Source organism: Chania multitudinisentens RB-25 (genome assembly GCF_000520015.2).
GTDB lineage: Bacteria > Pseudomonadota > Gammaproteobacteria > Enterobacterales > Enterobacteriaceae > Chania > Chania multitudinisentens.
In genome coordinates, this window is record NZ_CP007044.2 from 4,586,496 (window position 1) to 4,603,718 (window position 17,223).

A 17,223-nucleotide genomic window follows, 5' to 3' on the forward strand; every position below is an offset into this window, starting at 1 on the left:
ACTTTTTCACGATCGTTCGCCCATTAACCCTCCAGCCGATATTTCGGTAGCCGGAATAGCCAGCAAACCTGAACGCTGCAAAATCCGCTGCCCTTGCTCAGCGAGAATAAACTTCATCAGGCTCTGTGCCGCTGGGCTGGCATTATTCAGCAAACACAATCCATACGTTGCTTCGATATCAAGTTCCGCAGGCAGCCTCCGCACGGTTACCTGCGGATAAACGGACAACGCATCGGCATAGCTGGCATAGCCCAGAAAAATATCTGCCTGATGTTGTTCAATGACATATTCCGCTGCCAACCTACCCGCGGGGATCGGCGCAGTCTGCGCTCCCCCAACCAGTATCAATGCCCTGCGACTCAGCGCACTTCCCTGCCCCGGCAACAGCCGTTCCAGGCGTTCGAACACCTGAAGTGCATAATCCCCGGAAGGATCAGCAAGCGGCGTTGAAATCCCCACCCGCCATTGTGGATCACACAACAACGTCAGCACATCGGGGGCCGTCAGCGCTGGCACATTACGCACCGTGGCACATAACCGGTTGCGGGCAAATGGTTGAACGAAACACGCTAACCCGCATTCAACCAAACGTTGCGGGTGCTCAAGGTTTGCCGAAGCGAACAACTGGGGCTGTTCCCCCTGTTCAATACGCTCGCGCAATAAGCCTGCCGGGCCAAAAGTGGCTTCGGCCTGATGGCCGGTTTCCTGCTCAAACGCCGCTAATAAGGGGGTGAATGCCAACCGCAGGCTACCTGCGGCAAAAATAACCAGCTTATCCACGGTTATGCTCCCGTTGGCTTCGATAAAGTGGCACCAATGTTTCCCGCTGGTTTCCAGCAAAAGGCACGGAGATCCGTTCAATCGGCAGATGGAACAGCGGTGATAAATTTTCCGCCGTCAAAATTTCGTGGCAACTCCCCAATTGATGCCGCCCTTCGGCACCCAATAACAAGGCGCTATCGGCTACGGCATAAGCATGATTGGGCTGATGGGTAGAAAAAATCACCGCCATTTGCCGCTCATGCGCCAGTTGGTCGATCATCGTCAACACGCGATCCTGGTGGTGTAAATCCAGTGCCGACGTGGGCTCATCAAGAATCAACACCTCACAGGCCATCGACAGCGCCCGGGCAATCAGCACCAGTTGGCGCTGCCCACCGGAAAGGCGGCCAAACTCCCATTCGGCAAACTCCAGCATCTGCAACGCATACAGCGCTTCTTTCGCCAGCCGGTGATCGTTAGCCGAAGGTGAACGGAATAGCCCGATATGCCGTGCCCGCCCCATCAAAACGATATCTATCACCTTATAGGCAAAGGGTGGTGTGAAATATTGCGGTACAAATCCCATGCCGCAACGCTGCGTCATTTGCCCTTGCTGCAAGGGTAATATTCCCAGCAACAGTTGCATCAACGTGCTTTTGCCGCAGCCATTGGGGCCAAGCACCGCCAGCACCTCGCCACGCCGTAGCTGCACATCAAGCTGGTGGAATAACCTGGGCTGCCCCGGCCACGCAAAGCTCAGGCCGTTCACCTGTAACAGCGTTTCAGCCATGCCAGCCTCGCACCTGCGCCCGACGCAGCAACAGGGCAAACAATGGCGCACCGATCAGCGCAGTGAGAATGCCTAACGGAATTTCACTGCTGCTCAAGGTGCGTGCCAGATCGTCGATCAACAACATATACAGCGCACCAAGACACATTGAGGCGGGCAACAGCCGCCGATGATCCGGCCCAACCAGCAAACGCGCAAGATGCGGGATCAACAAACCAACCCAGCCAATACTGCCGCTGACCGCCACCTGCGCAGCGACAATCATCGCGCATAGCGTCAGAATCAGCCAACGGGTACGCTCAACGTTAATGCCAAGTGCGGCAGCATCTTCATCCCCGAGTGAAAGCAGGTTAATACGCCAGCGCAACGCTAATAGCATGCCACCGGCCAACAATAACGGAAGAAACAGCATCAGCAGCTTGTGGCTATCCGCCGTCGCAAAGCTGCCGAGCAGCCAGAACACGATACTGGGCAACTTTTCTTCAGTATCAGCAAGGTATTGCAGCAGGCTGACACAGGCCGCAAAAAAACCGCTGAGGATCACCCCCGCTAACACCAGAGAAAGAATGTTACGCCGGGCAATAGCGCTGGTGATGGCAAAAACCAGCAACAGTGCCGCCATACCAAACACAAAAGCAGAGAGCAGCAATACCAGTACCGGTAATCCAAGCAGAATGGCCAATGTGCCACCGAATGCCGCGCCAGAAGAAACCCCAATGATATGCGGGTCCACCAGCGGATTACGGAATACCCCTTGCAACGCGGCGCCACACAGTGCCAAAGCCGCTCCCGCCCCCAGCGCCAGCAGTATCCGTGGCACACGCACGCCGAGAATAACCTGCCGCTCTATCGCATTAATGTCTGCCTGCTGGCCAATCACCGGCTCCAGTAAAATCATCAGACTGTGGCTGGCAGGGACGGTATAGCGACCAATGCCCAATGAAAGCAGTGCGCAAAAAACCGTCAGTAACAGTAATACTCCCAGCCTCATTGCTCACTCTGGCAACAGGTGGCGCGATAATAGCGCTTATAGTAGTCATCAACCCGCTGTTGCAGATCGATGTCGCTAAAGCGCTGCGGATACAGCGTTTTCGCCATCCATAATTCCCCCAAAGCCAAGGCTTCTGGCATCGGGTAACCCCAGGCTTTGGCATATTCCGGCATCAGATACACACGCTGATGTTTCACCGCATCAATCGCCTGCCATTGTGGTGAATTGAGGATCTGTTGTACCACCTCGGGGTAACGTTCCTGTACAAAAATCACGGACGGGTTCCATTTCAATACATCTTCGATCGAGACTTGCTTAAAGCCCTGGATCTCTTTTGCCGCCACGTTAACGGCACCGGCATGCTGCATCATCAAGCCGGTATATTTACCGGCGCCGTAAGTGGTGAGATCCGGGTTCGCCATATATACCCGCACTCGCTGATCCTGTGGAATATCCCGCAGGCGCTCGTCCACCAACGCACGCTGCTGGAAAACCTCTGTCACCATGGCTTCAGCCTGCGCCTCACGCCCCATCACCGCACCAATCAAGCGGATACCGTCCTGTAAACCAAGGTTATATGCCTGATCTTCGTCTTGCAGAACCGGATTGATTTTCCCGGCTTGATCGGCCGGTTCACGGCGCAGGGAAACTGCCACCACTGGAAGACCTGCCCGTTCAATCTGTGCGATCATTTCCTGTGGTGCATAATTGGCAACAAATACCACCTGGGGATGCAGGCTCAGCAGGCTTTCAATATTCACCGCCGTGAGATCGCCCGGCATCGGCATGGTGGCCAGGCTGGGTGCCAAGCGCAGATAATTAGGCCCCAACTGTTTTTGCCAACTGCTGAGTACCCCAACCACCTGATTCATGGCATCCAACTGCACCAACAGATTCAGCGTCTGATGCTGTAACACCACGGCGCGGGTGATCTGGTCTGGCAGCGTCACCTGGCGGTTAAGTTGATCGGTAACCTGGCGATCCGCAAACGCGGAAGAGGAGAAAAACATCAAAATCAGTAACAGATATGAAATACGTTTCAACATAAATGTGTCCCTGTAGATTATCGTTGTATAAAAAACAATATAACGACAGATATGGCGAAACCATCGGCAAGATCAAAACAAAGGAAAATCACCAGCGGTTGAGTGAGAAGAATGCGCTCCCTCTCACTAAACGCTGAGGAAAATATTCTCACCACGCAGGGCTACTTTATCGCCGGTCATTAACCATTTCAGGGCGGTATCTTTGTAATCTGACACGGCTCTTTTCCGCTTCCGTTCCCAACCATTCCACCAGTACGCTTAATGCGGCAGGCACCACAGCGCGTTCAGGATAAACCAGATAGTAGGCTGCACCACTGAGCACGCTAAGCGGGAATGGTGTGACAATCCGGTTGGACTGAATGTCCTCCTCCAGCAGGCAAAGATCGCCAATCGCGATACCGAACCCCTGCAACGCCGCGCTCATCGCCAGATCAAGCGTATCAAAATGCTGTGCTTTAGCGGAGGGCAATGCCTCATGCCCAGCCGCTTTCAGCCACAATAACCAATCACGACGATCGCGCGTTGGATGCAGCAGGGTTTTCTGCGCCAGATCGGCAGGCTCCGGTGGCCGATGCAACGCAGGCAGATAGGTGGGAGTGCAGACCGGCGTCAGGATTTCGTCAAACAGATGCTGCACCACCAGCCGCTTTCTCTGCGGTTCACCGAACACCACGGCAGCATCAAAATGCTCGGTGCTGAACTCTACACCGTGCGATACCGACGCGGTCAGCTCAATGTTCATCTCTGGCTGTTCATTCTGCAAACGAATAATACGCGGCAGCACCCAGCGCATCGCGCAGGTCGGGCATTTAATCCGCAGCGTACCCGGTTGTACTCCGGCACGTGCCAATGCCTCATCCAACTGGCCCAATGCCTGCTGTACCGGTGCCAACAGCATGGCACCCTGTGGCGTCAGCGTCAGCCCACGGGCCTGTCGGCTGAACAGCGCATAGCCCAATTGCTGTTCCAGCCCCAGGATCTGGCGGCTGACCGCTCCCTGCGTTAAATGCAGCGCCTGTGCCGCATGGGTAAAATTGAGGCGTTGTGCCACGACGACAAAAGTTTTTAGTACGTCAAGCGATGGCAATGATGTTTGCATAGGTGAGCCTCAAAACCTTCTCATCAGGCATGATCTAAACGCATGGCTAGCATGACGAAGTTTCTCTTGTTCCCCGATCCTAACTCATGCTTAATCATTCCACACTTCATTCTTTTGCCCGGAGCCCATCATGCAGAGCGCCTGCTCTCAACGTTCGAAACTGCCGGACGTCGGCACCACTATTTTCACCGTGATTGGCCAGTTGAGCGCCGAACATCAAGCATTAAATCTGTCGCAAGGCGCGCCGAACTTCGCCTGCGATCTGCAATTGGTGGAAGGCGTGGCCCAAGCCATGCGTGCAGGTCATAACCAATATGCCCCGATGAGCGGCGTAGCCGCATTACGCCATGCTCTGGCGGAAAAAGTGGCTCGCTTATACGGTGCACACTACGACGCTGATGATGAAGTCACGGTGATTGCCAGCGCCAGTGAAGGGTTATATTCCGCCATCAGTGCGTTGGTACACCCTGGCGATGAGGTGATTTATTTTGAGCCCGCCTTCGACAGTTACGCGCCCATCGTTCGCCTGCAAGGCGCTACCCCGGTCGCCATCAGGCTTTCACTGCAAGATTTGCACATCGACTGGGATGAGGTCGCCGCAGCGATCAACAGCAAAACGCGCATGATCATCGTCAACAGCCCGCATAACCCCACCGGCAGCGTATTTGACGAACACGATATTGAACGCCTGAGCGCGCTGACGCGTAACACCGATATCGTCATTCTGTCTGATGAAGTCTACGAACACGTGGTGTTTGACGGCGGCATCCACCACAGTATGGCCCGCCACCCGGCCCTGGCGGAACGCAGCGTGGTGGTTTCCTCGTTCGGCAAAACCTATCACGTTACCGGCTGGCGCGTGGGTTATTGCATGGCACCGGCGGCGCTGATGGATGAAATCCGCAAAGTACACCAGTTTATGGTGTTTTCCGCCGATACGCCGATGCAGTACGCCTTTGCCGCTGCGCTGGCTAACCCGCAGAGCTATCTGGGGCTGGCAGATTTTTACCAGCAAAAACGCAATCTGCTGGCACACGCGCTGCAAAACTCGCGTTTTGAATTGCTGCCAAGCCGCGGCAGCTTCTTTATGCTCGCCCGTTTCAGCGGGTTCAGCAATGAAAGCGACAACGACTTTGCCGTGCGTTTGATCCGTGAAGCAAAGGTAGCCACCATCCCGCTATCGGCATTTTACAGTGACGGTACGGATACCGGCATTATCCGCCTGAGCTTCTCAAAAGATAACGACACCTTGCTGGAAGGCGCACGCCGCCTGTGCCAGGTATAACCCATCGATTCTTGACCCGAGGAAAGTACCTTGATGAAAAAAACCTTGAACACATTGATCGCCACAGGCTGTCTACTGGCTGCGGGTGCCACCTTTGCCGCAGAAAATAGCCTGCGTTTCGGTATTGAAGCGTTATATCCGCCGTTCGAATCCAAATCTGCCAGTGGTCAGTTGGAAGGGTTTGATATCGATCTGGGCAATGCCGTCTGCGCCGCGGCAAAGCTGGAATGCAGTTGGGTAGAAACCTCATTCGACAGCCTGATCCCAGCGTTACAAGCCCGTAAGTTTGAAGCGATCAACTCAGCAATGAACATCACCGATCAACGCAGGCAGGCAATTGCTTTCACCGATTCAATTTATCAGGTGCCCAATCGTTTGATCGCCAAAGCCGACAGCGGCCTGCTGCCAGACGCCAAATCACTGGCCGGTAAGCGTGTGGGGGTATTGCAGGGTTCGATTCAGGAGAATTACGCCAACGCGCACTGGGCTCCGCAGGGCGTCGATGTGGTGTCTTATCAGGATCAGAATCAGGTGTATCTTGATCTGACCTCTGGCCGCCTGGATGCCACGTTAATCATGGCGCCCGCCGGGCAGAGCGGTTTCTTGGCGCACCCAGACGGCAAAGGCTTTGCTTTTGTCGGGGAAGCGGTGCAGGACGATAAAATTCTGGGTGAAGGTATCGCTTTTGGGCTGCGTAAAGACGATACCGCGCGGCTGCAACAGTTGAACGCAGCCATCGCCAAAGTGAAGCAGCAAGGCACTATTACCGAACTGTCGAAGAAGTATTTTGGTGATGTGGATGTGACGGTGAAGTAAGCCGTTGCCCCTCATTCCCAAACAGGGAGTGAGGGGCAAAATCACCTATGCACGATCAAACACCGAGCTGTGCAACCCGCGATCCTGCTGATAGCGTTCCAACGCCAATTCGATTAATGCGGTGATCAACTGGCTATAACTCACCCCGCTGGCCTCCCACAGTTTCGGGTACATGCTGATATTGGTAAACCCCGGCAGCGTATTGATTTCGTTGATCATCACCTGATTATTTACTTTGAAAAAAACCGAGGCATTATATAAAAAAAAACATTCATACGGCTATTTTCACCTTGCTACCATAAGGACTCCCATAATACAAAGGAGGTGATTTATGCAACGTAATAAAAATTCAAAGTTTAAAGCCACAATGTTTTTTTCAATCATCAGTCTTTCTTTCATCCATTATAACGCCATATCCGCCAGCACATCCAAAGATATATATGATGATTATACATCTATGCGATACTGGAAACCTGCCAAACAAAGCGATGGTTCCTATCTTATAGAAAATAAGTTTCGCGACCCTGCCGGTGAAGCACTTTGCCTTAGCGCAGATCCTCTAGACCGCCCTAGTGCTGTAATAAACCATTGCTCTTCAACTCAGTCTAATTTACGAGATATGAAACGATGGAGCATGATTGAAAAGGAAGATGGCTTCTATGTGTTACAGAATAAACATCGGAAACCTGATGGGGAACCACTTTGCCTTAACATTCTTAGCCCAAATGATATTGCAGGAGTTAATTACTGCAACATCTCCTCCCCAGAAGGATATGATTATCCGTCAATGATACAGTGGAAATTCATTAAACAACCGGATGGGTTTTATTTAATGGAAAATAAATACAAGCGGCCTGGTAAAAAAAGCCGCTGTCTCGCAGCAGACAGCATGAATAAAACAGCCATAGCCATTGAATGCCCGGTTGAAGAAAAGAAATCTTCAATCAACCATCAATAGAAAACACGGTGCAAAATAACCTATGCTAATAGTTTAAGGTTTTATTTCTGCTGCAAGTACAGCATATAAATCCTTCTCGTGACCGTCATAACTCTCCTCTGGGCGTTGCTGGTATTGAACGTACCACACCTGCGGTGCGTTCATCACTAAATCGCCTGGCAGGAGAGTTTATCCCCGCCATACTTCAAATATTTTTTACTTACCATTGCCGATGAATCAATCCGTGCCTGTATCGCATCAGCATCGAACAGAAGAAAAATAACTGGACGATAGTCATCTATGGATGGTTACTAAAAGTTAAACTATCCTATGGGCTTCAAGTTACAGCTTGAAAAATAACCGACATAACAGGGAGATCGGTATGACGCAGTCCGCCAATCAGGCATTTATTAATCAGCTCAAAGGGATCGTTGGCAACGCACAGGTGCTAACCGGTGAACGCAACACCGAACGTTACCGCAAAGGTTTCCGCTCCGGCGAGGGCAAAGCGTTGGCGGTGGTGTTCCCAACCCGCCTGCTGCAACTGTGGCAGATCCTGCAAGCCTGCGTTGCTGCTGATAAAATCGTCATTATGCAAGCGGCCAATACCGGTTTAACCGAAGGTTCAACCCCCAGCGGCAATGATTACGATCGCGAGATCGTCATTGTCAGCACCCTGCGGCTCGATCAGCTCCAAATACTGGATCAGGGTAAGCAGGTCGTCGGCTTTCCCGGCAGCACGCTGTACAAACTGGAAAAACTGCTGAAACCCTACGGGCGTGAACCGCATTCGGTGATCGGCTCTTCATGCATCGGCGCTTCGGTCATCGGCGGCGTCTGCAACAACTCCGGCGGTTCACTGGTTAAACGCGGCCCGGCCTATACCGAAATGGCGCTGTATGCCAAGCTGGATGCCAACGGTCAGTTGCATTTGGTCAATCACCTGGGGATTAAGCTCGGTGACACCCCTGAAGAGATCCTCACCCGTCTGGAACAAAGAGATTACCGGGCCGAAGATATCGAATACGGCGAATTGCGCGCCTCCGACAACGAATATGCCAGCCGGGTGCGCGACGTCGATGCCGACACCCCTTCCCGCTTTAACGCCGATACCCGCCGCCTGTACGAAGCCTCGGGCTGCGCAGGCAAGCTGGCAGTATTTGCCGTGCGTCTGGATACCTTTGCCAAAGAAGAAAAAGAGCAGGTGTTCTATATCGGCACCAACGATACCGCCGTACTGACCGAACTGCGCCGCCATATGCTCAGCCAGTTTGAAAACCTGCCGGTAGCCGGTGAGTATATGCACCGCGACATTTTCGATATTGCCGAAGTGTACGGTAAAGATACGTTCATGATGATCGACAAACTCGGTACCAGCCAGCTACCACGCTTCTTTACGCTGAAAGGGGCGGTGGATGCCCGCCTCAACAAACTGCCCTTGCTGCCGCGCAATCTCACCGACTGCATGATGCAAAAACTGAGTAAGCTGGCCCCCAGCCATCTGCCGAAACGAATGAAAGAGTACCGTATCCGTTTTGAACACCATCTGCTGCTGAAAATGGCGGGCCCAGGCATACAAGAAGCACAGCAATATCTGCAACACTACTTTGCGCAGGCCAACGGGGATTTCTTCGTCTGCACGCCAGAAGAAGGCAAAAAAGCCTTCCTGCACCGTTTTGCCGCCGCGGGGGCAGCAATACGCTACCACGCCGTCCACGCCAATCAGGTAGAGGATATTCTGGCCTTGGATATCGCCCTGCGCCGCAACGATACCGAGTGGTTCGAAACCTTACCGCCGGAAATTGACAGCCAGTTAGAGTACAAACTGTATTACGGCCACTTTATGTGCCATGTGTTCCATCAGGATTATGTGGTGAAAAAAGGGGCCAATTGCCAGGCGCTGAAAGAGCAAATGCTGGCGCTCCTCAACCAGCGTGGCGCAGAATACCCCGCCGAACACAACGTCGGCCACCTGTATTATGCCAAACCGGATTTACAGGCATTCTATAAAGATGCCGATCCTACCAACAGCTTTAACCCCGGCATCGGCAAAACCAGCAAGCAGAAGTATTGGGGCAACCATAGCGGATAATGCGCCAGTATTAAACGCAAAAGCCCCTCACACCACTACGGCATGAGGGGCAACGGCACAACATGTTACCAAACTCATATAAACCAGGAACCATACCCCCACAGCACCACTGTCAGCCCAAGCAGAAACTCAAGCAGCAGGATGCCGATAGCAAGCGTCGAGCTGGAAAAGATAAACCCTTCTTTGCGATCGATATTCAGGAAATGCGGAATACCGACATACAGCAGATAGGCCGAATAACACAGGCCGATAATACCGGCCAGCAGGCATAACCAAAGAACCGGATACAGCGCAACCACTCCGCTCAGAAACATCGGGGTCGCCACATAACCGGCAAACACCATGCAGTGATGCAGGCTTGGGCGAGTTTCATAGCGCCGCGCCATCCAGTGGATCACTTTCCCCATGATCGCCACACCTGCCAACATCAGCAGGTAAAACGCCACGGCGGTATAAAGTGCAGTGATCATATCCAAACGAATGGCCTGCCCTCCACCAGAGAGCCAACCCCAGCGCGTAGTACCGATATAGGTACAAATCACCGGTATTAACGCCATTAATAACACGTGGTGGGTATACAGATGCGAGAGGGTTTCATTCTCGCTTTTAATATTTTTGAACTCGGTGCGGGGGTGCGCCAGCAATCCCCAAACATGATTGACCATGAAACACCTCCTCAATTCGCCACAAGAGTGCGGGCGGCGAACTATATGCACCTCTGACGGATACAACACCGTGCAAGAGCTGCGGCCACGGGGTTCTTTCCCCTCGGGGTAATTATAGTCTTTAGTTGCAAAAAGGGGCTTAGCGGGCAACGATAGGCCGCATAACGGTGCGCAGCCACCTGAGTCATACCTATACTGTCACTTTTGTGGAGAGATTCTATGTCAGCCAAAATCCGCACCCGCCAAAGCGGGATTCATCAGGTTCAGGTTGGGCAAAACGTCATGGTTATCGAACCCTGCAACCTGTACGGTTGCCAACTGGGTGACGACGTTTTTGTCGGGCCGTTTGTCGAGATCCAAAAAAACGTCAGCGTAGGCGCGCGCAGTAAGGTGCAATCCCACAGCTTTATCTGCGAATACGTGACTATCGGTGAAGACTGTTTTATCGGCCACGGCGTTATGTTCGCCAACGATCTGTTCAAACAGGGTGCGCCTAATGCCGACCCCGCCAGTTGGGGGCGCACCAGGATCGGCAATCGGGTTTCTATCGGTTCCGGCGCGACCGTGCTGGCCGTTGAAATCTGTGATGGTGCGGTGATCGGCGCAGGTGCGGTGGTCAGCAAAAATATCAGCCGTAAAGGTATTTATGCAGGCAATCCGGCCCGGCTGCTCAGAACGCTTGATTAGCTAAAGCAAGCGATCTGCATCGAATCCGTTGCTATGATGTTTAGGCTACATTGATTGTTCAGATGCAATAGTGATAACCGTTATCAATTATCGGTATCACGGAGAAAAGGATGCGCAGGCTCGCCTTAATCATGTTAATCCCAACGATAGTGGGATGCAGTGCCCAAAAACCTGCCGGGAATTCAATAGAAGCAACACCTACAACGGCTAACTATCAGAAAATGACGGTAACAATGGACGATGACACAGTAAACAAGCTGCACGCCATACTGGCCCTGCACGCAGCGGTTCCACAGGCCGATAAAAGCCAGACTCTTGATCTGCTTTCACAGACATTCCTCGGCACCCCTTATGTCGCCAATATGCTGATTGGCTCCGCCACGTTACCGGAAGAGTTGGTGATCGACTTCCGCGGGCTGGATTGCTTTACCTACCTTGACTACGTTGAGGCACTCAGGAAAGCAACCACGGAGGCGCAATTTGTTGAGAATCTGATCCACACACGCTATGTAAACGGCGATATCAATTTCCTGCATCGCAAGCATTTTTTCACTGATTGGGCACAAACAGAACCGGCTCTCGCTGACGATATTACCGCACAGCTTAGCCCACATGCGGTGACTATCGCGAAAGACCTTAACCGCACAGCAGAAGGTGGGGCCTATCTGCCTGGCTTACCCGTGGTGGAACGCAGTATCACCTATATCCCCAGTGAATTTGTTAACCAGCATCTGATTGACCAATTGCAGACCGGTGACTATATCGGTATCTATACCAAACTGGCCGGGCTGGACGTTACGCACACCGGTTTCTTTATCCAGACCCCCAACGGCCCGGTGCTGCGTAATGCCTCGTCGCTCAAAGCCAATATGCAGGTGGTGGATTCACCCTTTATCGATTATGTGATGAATACGCCGGGCATCGTAGTATTGCGCCCACGCTGAGCAATCTTGTTTGATACTACCGCCCGTCAATTAACGCCTGAAATTATCAGGCTTTAAAACGCGAACGTACTGCCCCAAGCCCAGCGATCGCCAGCATCACAATTCCACCGGCCACCAAGCCAAACAAGGTATTTAGCAGTACCGGAAGCACACTGTTGAACAACCCACCCACGGTAGGGATCACGGCGGTATAGCCAGCCCAATTCACAAACAGATGATGCACCGCCGGTAAACCATGGGTTAAAATTCCACCTCCGACCATAAACATGGCCACAGTGCCAACCACTGACAGCGTTTTCATCAGGTAAGGCGCAGCATTCACGATCCCCTTCCCTATCGCTTGTGCCAGAGCGCTGCGTTTACGGCTGAGATAAAATCCCAGATCGTCGAGTTTGACGATGCCCGCCACCAGACCATACACCCCCACCGTCATCGCAATAGCAATTCCACCTAGCACCATCACTTGCTGGCTGAAGGTTGCCGCTGCCACCGTTCCCAGAGTAATGGTGATAATTTCAGCAGAGAGCACAAAGTCGGTACGGATAGCACCTTTGATTTTGCGTTTCTCGTAAGCCGCGACATCTTCATCGGTGTTCAACTCTGCTGCATTTTCTGAATCGGTAGCCGGCTTGTGCCGTAGGCTGTGGTAGATCTTCTCAAAGCCTTCATAGCAAAGGTAAGCACCGCCAACCATCAATAACGGCGTGATCGCCCAAGGCGCAAAAGCGCTGATCAATAACGCCAGCGGCACCAGAATCGCTTTGTTGATAAAAGACCCTTTTGCTACGCTCCACACCACCGGCAATTCGCGGTCAGCCCTAACCCCTGAGACTTGCTGCGCATTGAGCGCTAAATCATCCCCCAATACTCCGGCGGTCTTTTTCGCCGCCATCTTGGTCATCAGTGAAACGTCATCAAGTAACGAAGCAATATCGTCAATCAGGGTAAGTAAGCTAGTTCCAGCCACAGTCGGTTATCCTTAATAAAAAATACGAAACATGCATTAGCGTAGCGGGATAAGTCACGGGCGGGAAGAGGTCACGACTTTAATCACACGGGAAAGAACATCTGGTAGAGAGAAAATCCCCTGCCGGAGCCCGGCAAGGGAGGCAATCACCTTACTCCGCTTCGTTATTCGCCAGGCGGGCGTCTTTCTGGCGGCGATAGTCACGCGCTGCCGCCGGGATAGGTTTCACTTTGCCGGTTTCAATCCAGGTACGCAGGCGGCTGGCATCCGCAAAATGGGTATATTTACCAAAAGCATCCAACACTACCAGCGACACAGAACGGTTGCCAATCACGGTACGCATCACCAGGCAATGCCCTGCCTGATTGGTAAAACCGGTCTTAGTCAGTTGAATATCCCATGCCTGGTTGTAAACCAAGTGGTTGGTATTACGGAACGGCAACGTGTAGCCAGGATCTTTGAAGGTTGCCATGTGTTCAGTTGAGGTACTGAGTTGACCGATCAGCGGATAGTGTTTCGTGGCAATCAGTAATTTGGTCAGATCACGCGCCGTAGAAACGTTATGAATCGACAACCCGGTAGGTTCCACGTAATGCGTATGAGTCATGCCAAGAGATTTGGCCTTGGCATTCATCGCCTTGATGAACGCGTTATATCCCCCAGGATAATGGTGGGCCAAACTGGCTGCTGCACGGTTTTCCGACGACATCAGCGCCAACAGCAGCATCTCCTTGCGGCTGATTTCGCTGTTCAGACGCACGCGTGAATACACTCCTTTCATTTCCGGTGTTTGGCTGATATCCACCGATAACATTTCATCCAACGGCAAACGGGCATCCAGCGTCACCATCGCCGTCATCAGCTTGGTGATCGACGCGATTGGCACCACTTCATCTGGATTGCGTGCATAAATCACCTTATGGCTTTGCATATCCACCACCATAGCACTGCCGGAGGCCAACTCAGGTTGGGTAGCATGCAATTTCGCCGTCTGTTCACCGGCCAGCGTACGCGGCACCACACCAATACTCGCCTGCAAAGCGAGCAGGGATAAAACCAAAATTCGGATTTTCACATGCATTATTCTGTCACTGATAAGGTGGGATATTAATGCGTTGAATTATAAGTGAGGGATATGGAATTGGCACTGTGATTGTGAGCTGCTAATTTGTGACAAATTCTGTCGAAGCGAAATACCTATACCCCGCGTATGTACAGGTTTGCACATACGCGGAGGAAAAGTGACAGCGTTGCTGCCACCTTTCTGCAATTTGAATTACTCAAATTATTAATTAGAGATTAGAAAAGATAACGCGCACCAAGCACAAATTCGTTGGAAACCAAGCGTGCTTTCATTTGCTCATCTTTCAATCCTCTAACGTTATTGAAGTTATTGAAGCCACTTTCGATATTCCCCATATCCACGTAGCGATAACCCAAATCGATGCTAATACGTTCAATAGGCGCATAACTCACCCCTGCACCAATCGAGTAAGCCAGGTTATTCTGTGTGCTGGCCGCGTATTCACGCGATGGGTTACCCTGCCAGCCATCAGATTTTACCTTGGCGATACCTAAGCCAAGAGTACCATAAACAGAGAAATCATAGCCCAGCTCATAATCGCGGAATACATTGAGCATCAAACGTTGCGCATCAACTTTATGATGATTAAAGCTGCTGGTGAAAATGCTCGACCCGCTGGTGTATTCAGATTTCTTCTTGAAAACATATTCCCCTTCGGTACGCCAGCCATTGCCAAACTGATATCCGGCAGCAACCGCACCATTGAAGAAGCGTTCTTTTTCATCACCGCTAATAAAACTCCCAACGCCTGGGCGGCTGCTGGTATCCATATTTCTTGCTGACTGTTCCGCATGCAACAATTTGAGCGTTCCGTAATAGCCCTGCAAAGAGCCATCAGCAACAGCATTACCGGCAACAGTCGCCAGAGAAACCACCAGTACCAAAGGTTTAATATTCATGCGTCCTCGCTTGAAAAATATATCATTATGATGGTAATTAAAACGAGGCTTAAAAATGGGATAAACTCCATCATCGCCTGGCTTCTTTAACATCAACTCTATCAATTGAGTTAGAATAACCAGGCGATGGCAGAGAAACTATTCGGTCAATTACCTAACCTTCTAGGTATTTTTACTTAATAAATAGACCACCATAAGTTTTAATCAATTTGACCAGGGAATTCACTTCCAGCTTGGTAAATAGATTAGCGCGATGTGCTTCCACGGTACGCGGTGACAGCGTTAAATCATTGGCAATTTCTTTACTGGACTTACCCTCCATAATCAGCAGGGCAATTTCATGTTCACGTACCGAAAGGGTATTAAATTTTTCTTTTAACTCGATGGTTTCTTTCCGTTGTTTCTGCCACTGGCGCTGGTGTTCCAAAGCGCCCCCTACGGTTTCGATCAGTAAATCTGCATCAATGGGCTTGGTCAGGAATTCAAAGGCTCCCTTTTTAAATGCGCGACGGCACAGCTCAATATTACCGTGGCCGGTCATAATGATGACCGGTATTTCCAGACCCTGCTGTTGCCATTCCTCAAGCAGCATCAGGCCCGTTTTACCCGGCATACGGATATCCAGCAGTAAACACCCTGATAAGGTCTGCGGTTCCTCTATTTTCTGCTGAAAATCCAGAACATTTTCATAGGTTACCGTCTGCCAACCCATTGTTGACAATAATGAACTGAGCGAACAACGGATTGCTTGGTCATCATCAATCAGGTAGATAAGCTGTTCCATTATTCCTCCTGAGTGTTAAAAGGAAACCACAGGGTAAAACAAGCCCCCTGTCCGGCACTGTTTTCCGCTTTAATATTGCCGTTGAGCCGTTGAACCAACGTCTCTGTCAGTGCCATCCCCAACCCTAACCCCTCTGGGCGCGTGGTGAAAAAAGGAATAAACACTTGCTGTAATGCTTGCTCAGACAGCCCCGGCCCCCCATCCGTAATCACAATAGTCATGCCTTCAGCGGATTGTTCGGCGCTGATTGCCACCCAGGCATCACCCGTCGCCTTGTGCTGCTGTGCCTGAATGGCATTGGTGACGATGTTATGCAGGATTTGTTCAATCCACAGAGGTTCAGCTAGAAAATCAGGGAAGTTATCAGGTATTTTATTAATAATTTTAACTTTATCGCGTTTTATCTCATTTTCCAGCAGCATAGTGACTCGCTGCCAGATCTTACCCAGATTGACCTTTTGGAAAGCCGCTTGGCTGTTCGCCAATTTTTGCCGGAATTGTTGTAACAAGGCACTGATGCGTTTTATTTGCGTCACCGCCGCATCAAGCAACGGTGGCACTTTGTCTATCTGCTGTTGGTCAATCAGGCGCAAAGCGGCCTGGTTATACCCCAGAATCGCGGTCAAAGGCTGGTTCAGCTCATGCACAATACCCGCAGTGATCTCCCCCATAGCATTCAGCCGCGTCAGCTCGGAGAAATGCTCACGCAGCACCGCAATATTGCGCTGGCGTTTTTGCATACGATATTGACTGGTAAAATAAATAATCCCCGCCCAGAACAGTAAGGATAGCAGCAGTAATAACCAGGGTAACCGCGCCCAGTCAGGATCATTACCCGCCGATAATTCAAAAGGTTGCGCTGTGCTACTGAGTTCTTTATCCCATTGCCAATACGTGGGTTGATCGGCAGCCCCCAGCTCAATCAACGGCGTATTTTGCCAGTTCAAACGAATATGCTGAAAATAATGGCTTTGAGGAAGTTCAGCCAATAACGCTTTAAGATCAATCAACAACGCAAAATGCTGGGCGCTGACCCAATACGTACCATTCCCCGCAGGCAATAACGTATAGGTTGATGCCGTATGTGGCAGGGGTTTCCAGGCAAGAATCTGTGGAAATTTCTGTTGCAGTACGGAAGGATCGCTGGTCACCGACAGCAATGAAAGGATAGTTTCATGCTGAGATAACTTTACCGTAACGTCACGATATAAAATACGAAAAGCGACCGAGTGCTCTTCATATTGGTCTTGTAACGTATAAATAACCAGCCCGCCACCGGAGAACAAGGATAAAGCCAACCAGAGAAAAATCTTGAGCATAATAATTCCATGTTATCCTTGGATAACGTTATTAATACTGCGTTTAAAGCGTCATT

17 protein-coding genes and 1 pseudogene are annotated in these 17,223 nt (G+C 51.3%); 6 read left to right on the plus strand and 12 right to left on the minus strand.

Features of this window, described 5'->3' with window-relative positions:
• Positions 1-6: 6 nt before the first annotated feature.
• From Z042_RS20310 to Z042_RS20330, 5 genes are all read right to left on the minus strand, one after another.
• Positions 7-780 (minus strand): substrate-binding domain-containing protein, encoded by a 774-nt coding sequence (locus Z042_RS20310; protein WP_024911634.1) that lies wholly within the window; start codon positions 778-780, stop codon positions 7-9.
• Complete coding sequence (locus Z042_RS20315; RefSeq protein WP_024911633.1) at positions 773-1,552, minus strand: ABC transporter ATP-binding protein; 780 nt, start codon at positions 1,550-1,552, stop codon at positions 773-775. Before Z042_RS20315 ends, Z042_RS20310 begins: the two co-directional genes overlap by 8 nt.
• Complete coding sequence (locus tag Z042_RS20320; RefSeq protein WP_024911632.1) at positions 1,545-2,543, minus strand: FecCD family ABC transporter permease; 999 nt, start codon at positions 2,541-2,543, stop codon at positions 1,545-1,547. The genes Z042_RS20315 and Z042_RS20320 overlap by 8 nt, the downstream gene beginning before the upstream one ends.
• A complete protein-coding gene (locus tag Z042_RS20325; RefSeq protein WP_024911631.1) occupies positions 2,540-3,589 on the minus strand; it encodes an ABC transporter substrate-binding protein in 1,050 nt (349 codons plus the stop codon). Before Z042_RS20325 ends, Z042_RS20320 begins: the two co-directional genes overlap by 4 nt.
• Positions 3,590-3,755: 166 nt before the next feature.
• Positions 3,756-4,688, minus strand: coding sequence for a LysR substrate-binding domain-containing protein (locus Z042_RS20330; protein ID WP_024911630.1), 933 nt, complete (start codon positions 4,686-4,688; stop codon positions 3,756-3,758).
• A gap of 130 nt (positions 4,689-4,818) precedes the next feature.
• On the opposite strand from Z042_RS20330, the gene Z042_RS20335 reads away from it, so the two are divergent.
• Together Z042_RS20335 and Z042_RS20340 are read left to right on the plus strand one after the other, a co-directional pair.
• The gene (locus tag Z042_RS20335) at positions 4,819-5,973 is read left to right on the plus strand and encodes a pyridoxal phosphate-dependent aminotransferase (protein WP_024911629.1); all 1,155 of its coding nucleotides are present in this window, start codon (positions 4,819-4,821) and stop codon (positions 5,971-5,973) included.
• Positions 5,974-6,006: 33 nt separating this feature from the next.
• Positions 6,007-6,789, plus strand: coding sequence for an ABC transporter substrate-binding protein (locus Z042_RS20340; RefSeq protein WP_024911628.1), 783 nt, complete (start codon positions 6,007-6,009; stop codon positions 6,787-6,789).
• Between the two features lie 45 nt (positions 6,790-6,834).
• Here Z042_RS20340 and Z042_RS25300 read toward each other — a convergent pair.
• Positions 6,835-7,062 (minus strand): annotated as a pseudogene (locus tag Z042_RS25300) (D-alanine--D-alanine ligase A); the annotation flags it as partial.
• Positions 7,063-7,120: 58 nt separating this feature from the next.
• Between Z042_RS25300 and Z042_RS20345 the strand changes: the two are divergent.
• Positions 7,121-7,747, plus strand: coding sequence for a hypothetical protein (locus tag Z042_RS20345; RefSeq protein ID WP_024911627.1), 627 nt, complete (start codon positions 7,121-7,123; stop codon positions 7,745-7,747).
• Between the two features lie 361 nt (positions 7,748-8,108).
• A complete protein-coding gene (dld, locus tag Z042_RS20350) occupies positions 8,109-9,818 on the plus strand; it encodes a D-lactate dehydrogenase (protein WP_024911626.1) in 1,710 nt (569 codons plus the stop codon).
• Positions 9,819-9,892: 74 nt separating this feature from the next.
• On the opposite strand, the gene Z042_RS20355 is transcribed toward dld, so the two are convergent.
• Positions 9,893-10,483 (minus strand): Yip1 family protein, encoded by a 591-nt coding sequence (locus Z042_RS20355; protein WP_024911625.1) that lies wholly within the window; start codon positions 10,481-10,483, stop codon positions 9,893-9,895.
• 282 nt (positions 10,484-10,765) lie between these two features.
• Between Z042_RS20355 and Z042_RS20360 the strand changes: the two genes are divergently transcribed.
• Both Z042_RS20360 and Z042_RS20365 read left to right on the plus strand, forming a co-directional pair.
• Positions 10,766-11,170 carry an acyltransferase gene (locus tag Z042_RS20360; protein WP_417903545.1) on the plus strand — a complete coding sequence of 135 codons (405 nt, stop codon included), beginning with the start codon at positions 10,766-10,768 and terminating at the stop codon, positions 11,168-11,170.
• Between the two features lie 110 nt (positions 11,171-11,280).
• Positions 11,281-12,114 (plus strand): DUF1460 domain-containing protein, encoded by an 834-nt coding sequence (locus Z042_RS20365; protein WP_024911623.1) that lies wholly within the window; start codon positions 11,281-11,283, stop codon positions 12,112-12,114.
• 46 nt (positions 12,115-12,160) lie between these two features.
• Here Z042_RS20365 and Z042_RS20370 read toward each other — a convergent pair whose 3' ends face one another.
• The 5 genes from Z042_RS20370 to Z042_RS20390 form a co-directional block, all read right to left on the minus strand.
• Positions 12,161-13,081: a DUF808 domain-containing protein gene (locus Z042_RS20370; protein ID WP_024911622.1), complete on the minus strand. Its 921-nt coding sequence runs from the start codon at positions 13,079-13,081 to the stop codon at positions 12,161-12,163.
• A 151-nt stretch (positions 13,082-13,232) separates the two neighbouring features.
• The gene (gene pbpG / locus Z042_RS20375) at positions 13,233-14,162 is read right to left on the minus strand and encodes a D-alanyl-D-alanine endopeptidase (RefSeq protein ID WP_024911621.1); all 930 of its coding nucleotides are present in this window, start codon (positions 14,160-14,162) and stop codon (positions 13,233-13,235) included.
• A 218-nt stretch (positions 14,163-14,380) separates the two neighbouring features.
• Complete coding sequence (locus Z042_RS20380; RefSeq protein WP_024911620.1) at positions 14,381-15,064, minus strand: outer membrane protein; 684 nt, start codon at positions 15,062-15,064, stop codon at positions 14,381-14,383.
• A gap of 172 nt (positions 15,065-15,236) precedes the next feature.
• A complete protein-coding gene (locus Z042_RS20385; protein ID WP_024911619.1) occupies positions 15,237-15,848 on the minus strand; it encodes a response regulator transcription factor in 612 nt (203 codons plus the stop codon).
• On the minus strand, positions 15,848-17,167 hold the full coding sequence (locus Z042_RS20390; protein ID WP_024911618.1) for a sensor histidine kinase: 1,320 nt from the start codon (positions 17,165-17,167) through the stop codon (positions 15,848-15,850). The genes Z042_RS20385 and Z042_RS20390 overlap by 1 nt, the downstream gene beginning before the upstream one ends.
• Between the last annotated feature and the right edge of the window lie 56 nt (positions 17,168-17,223).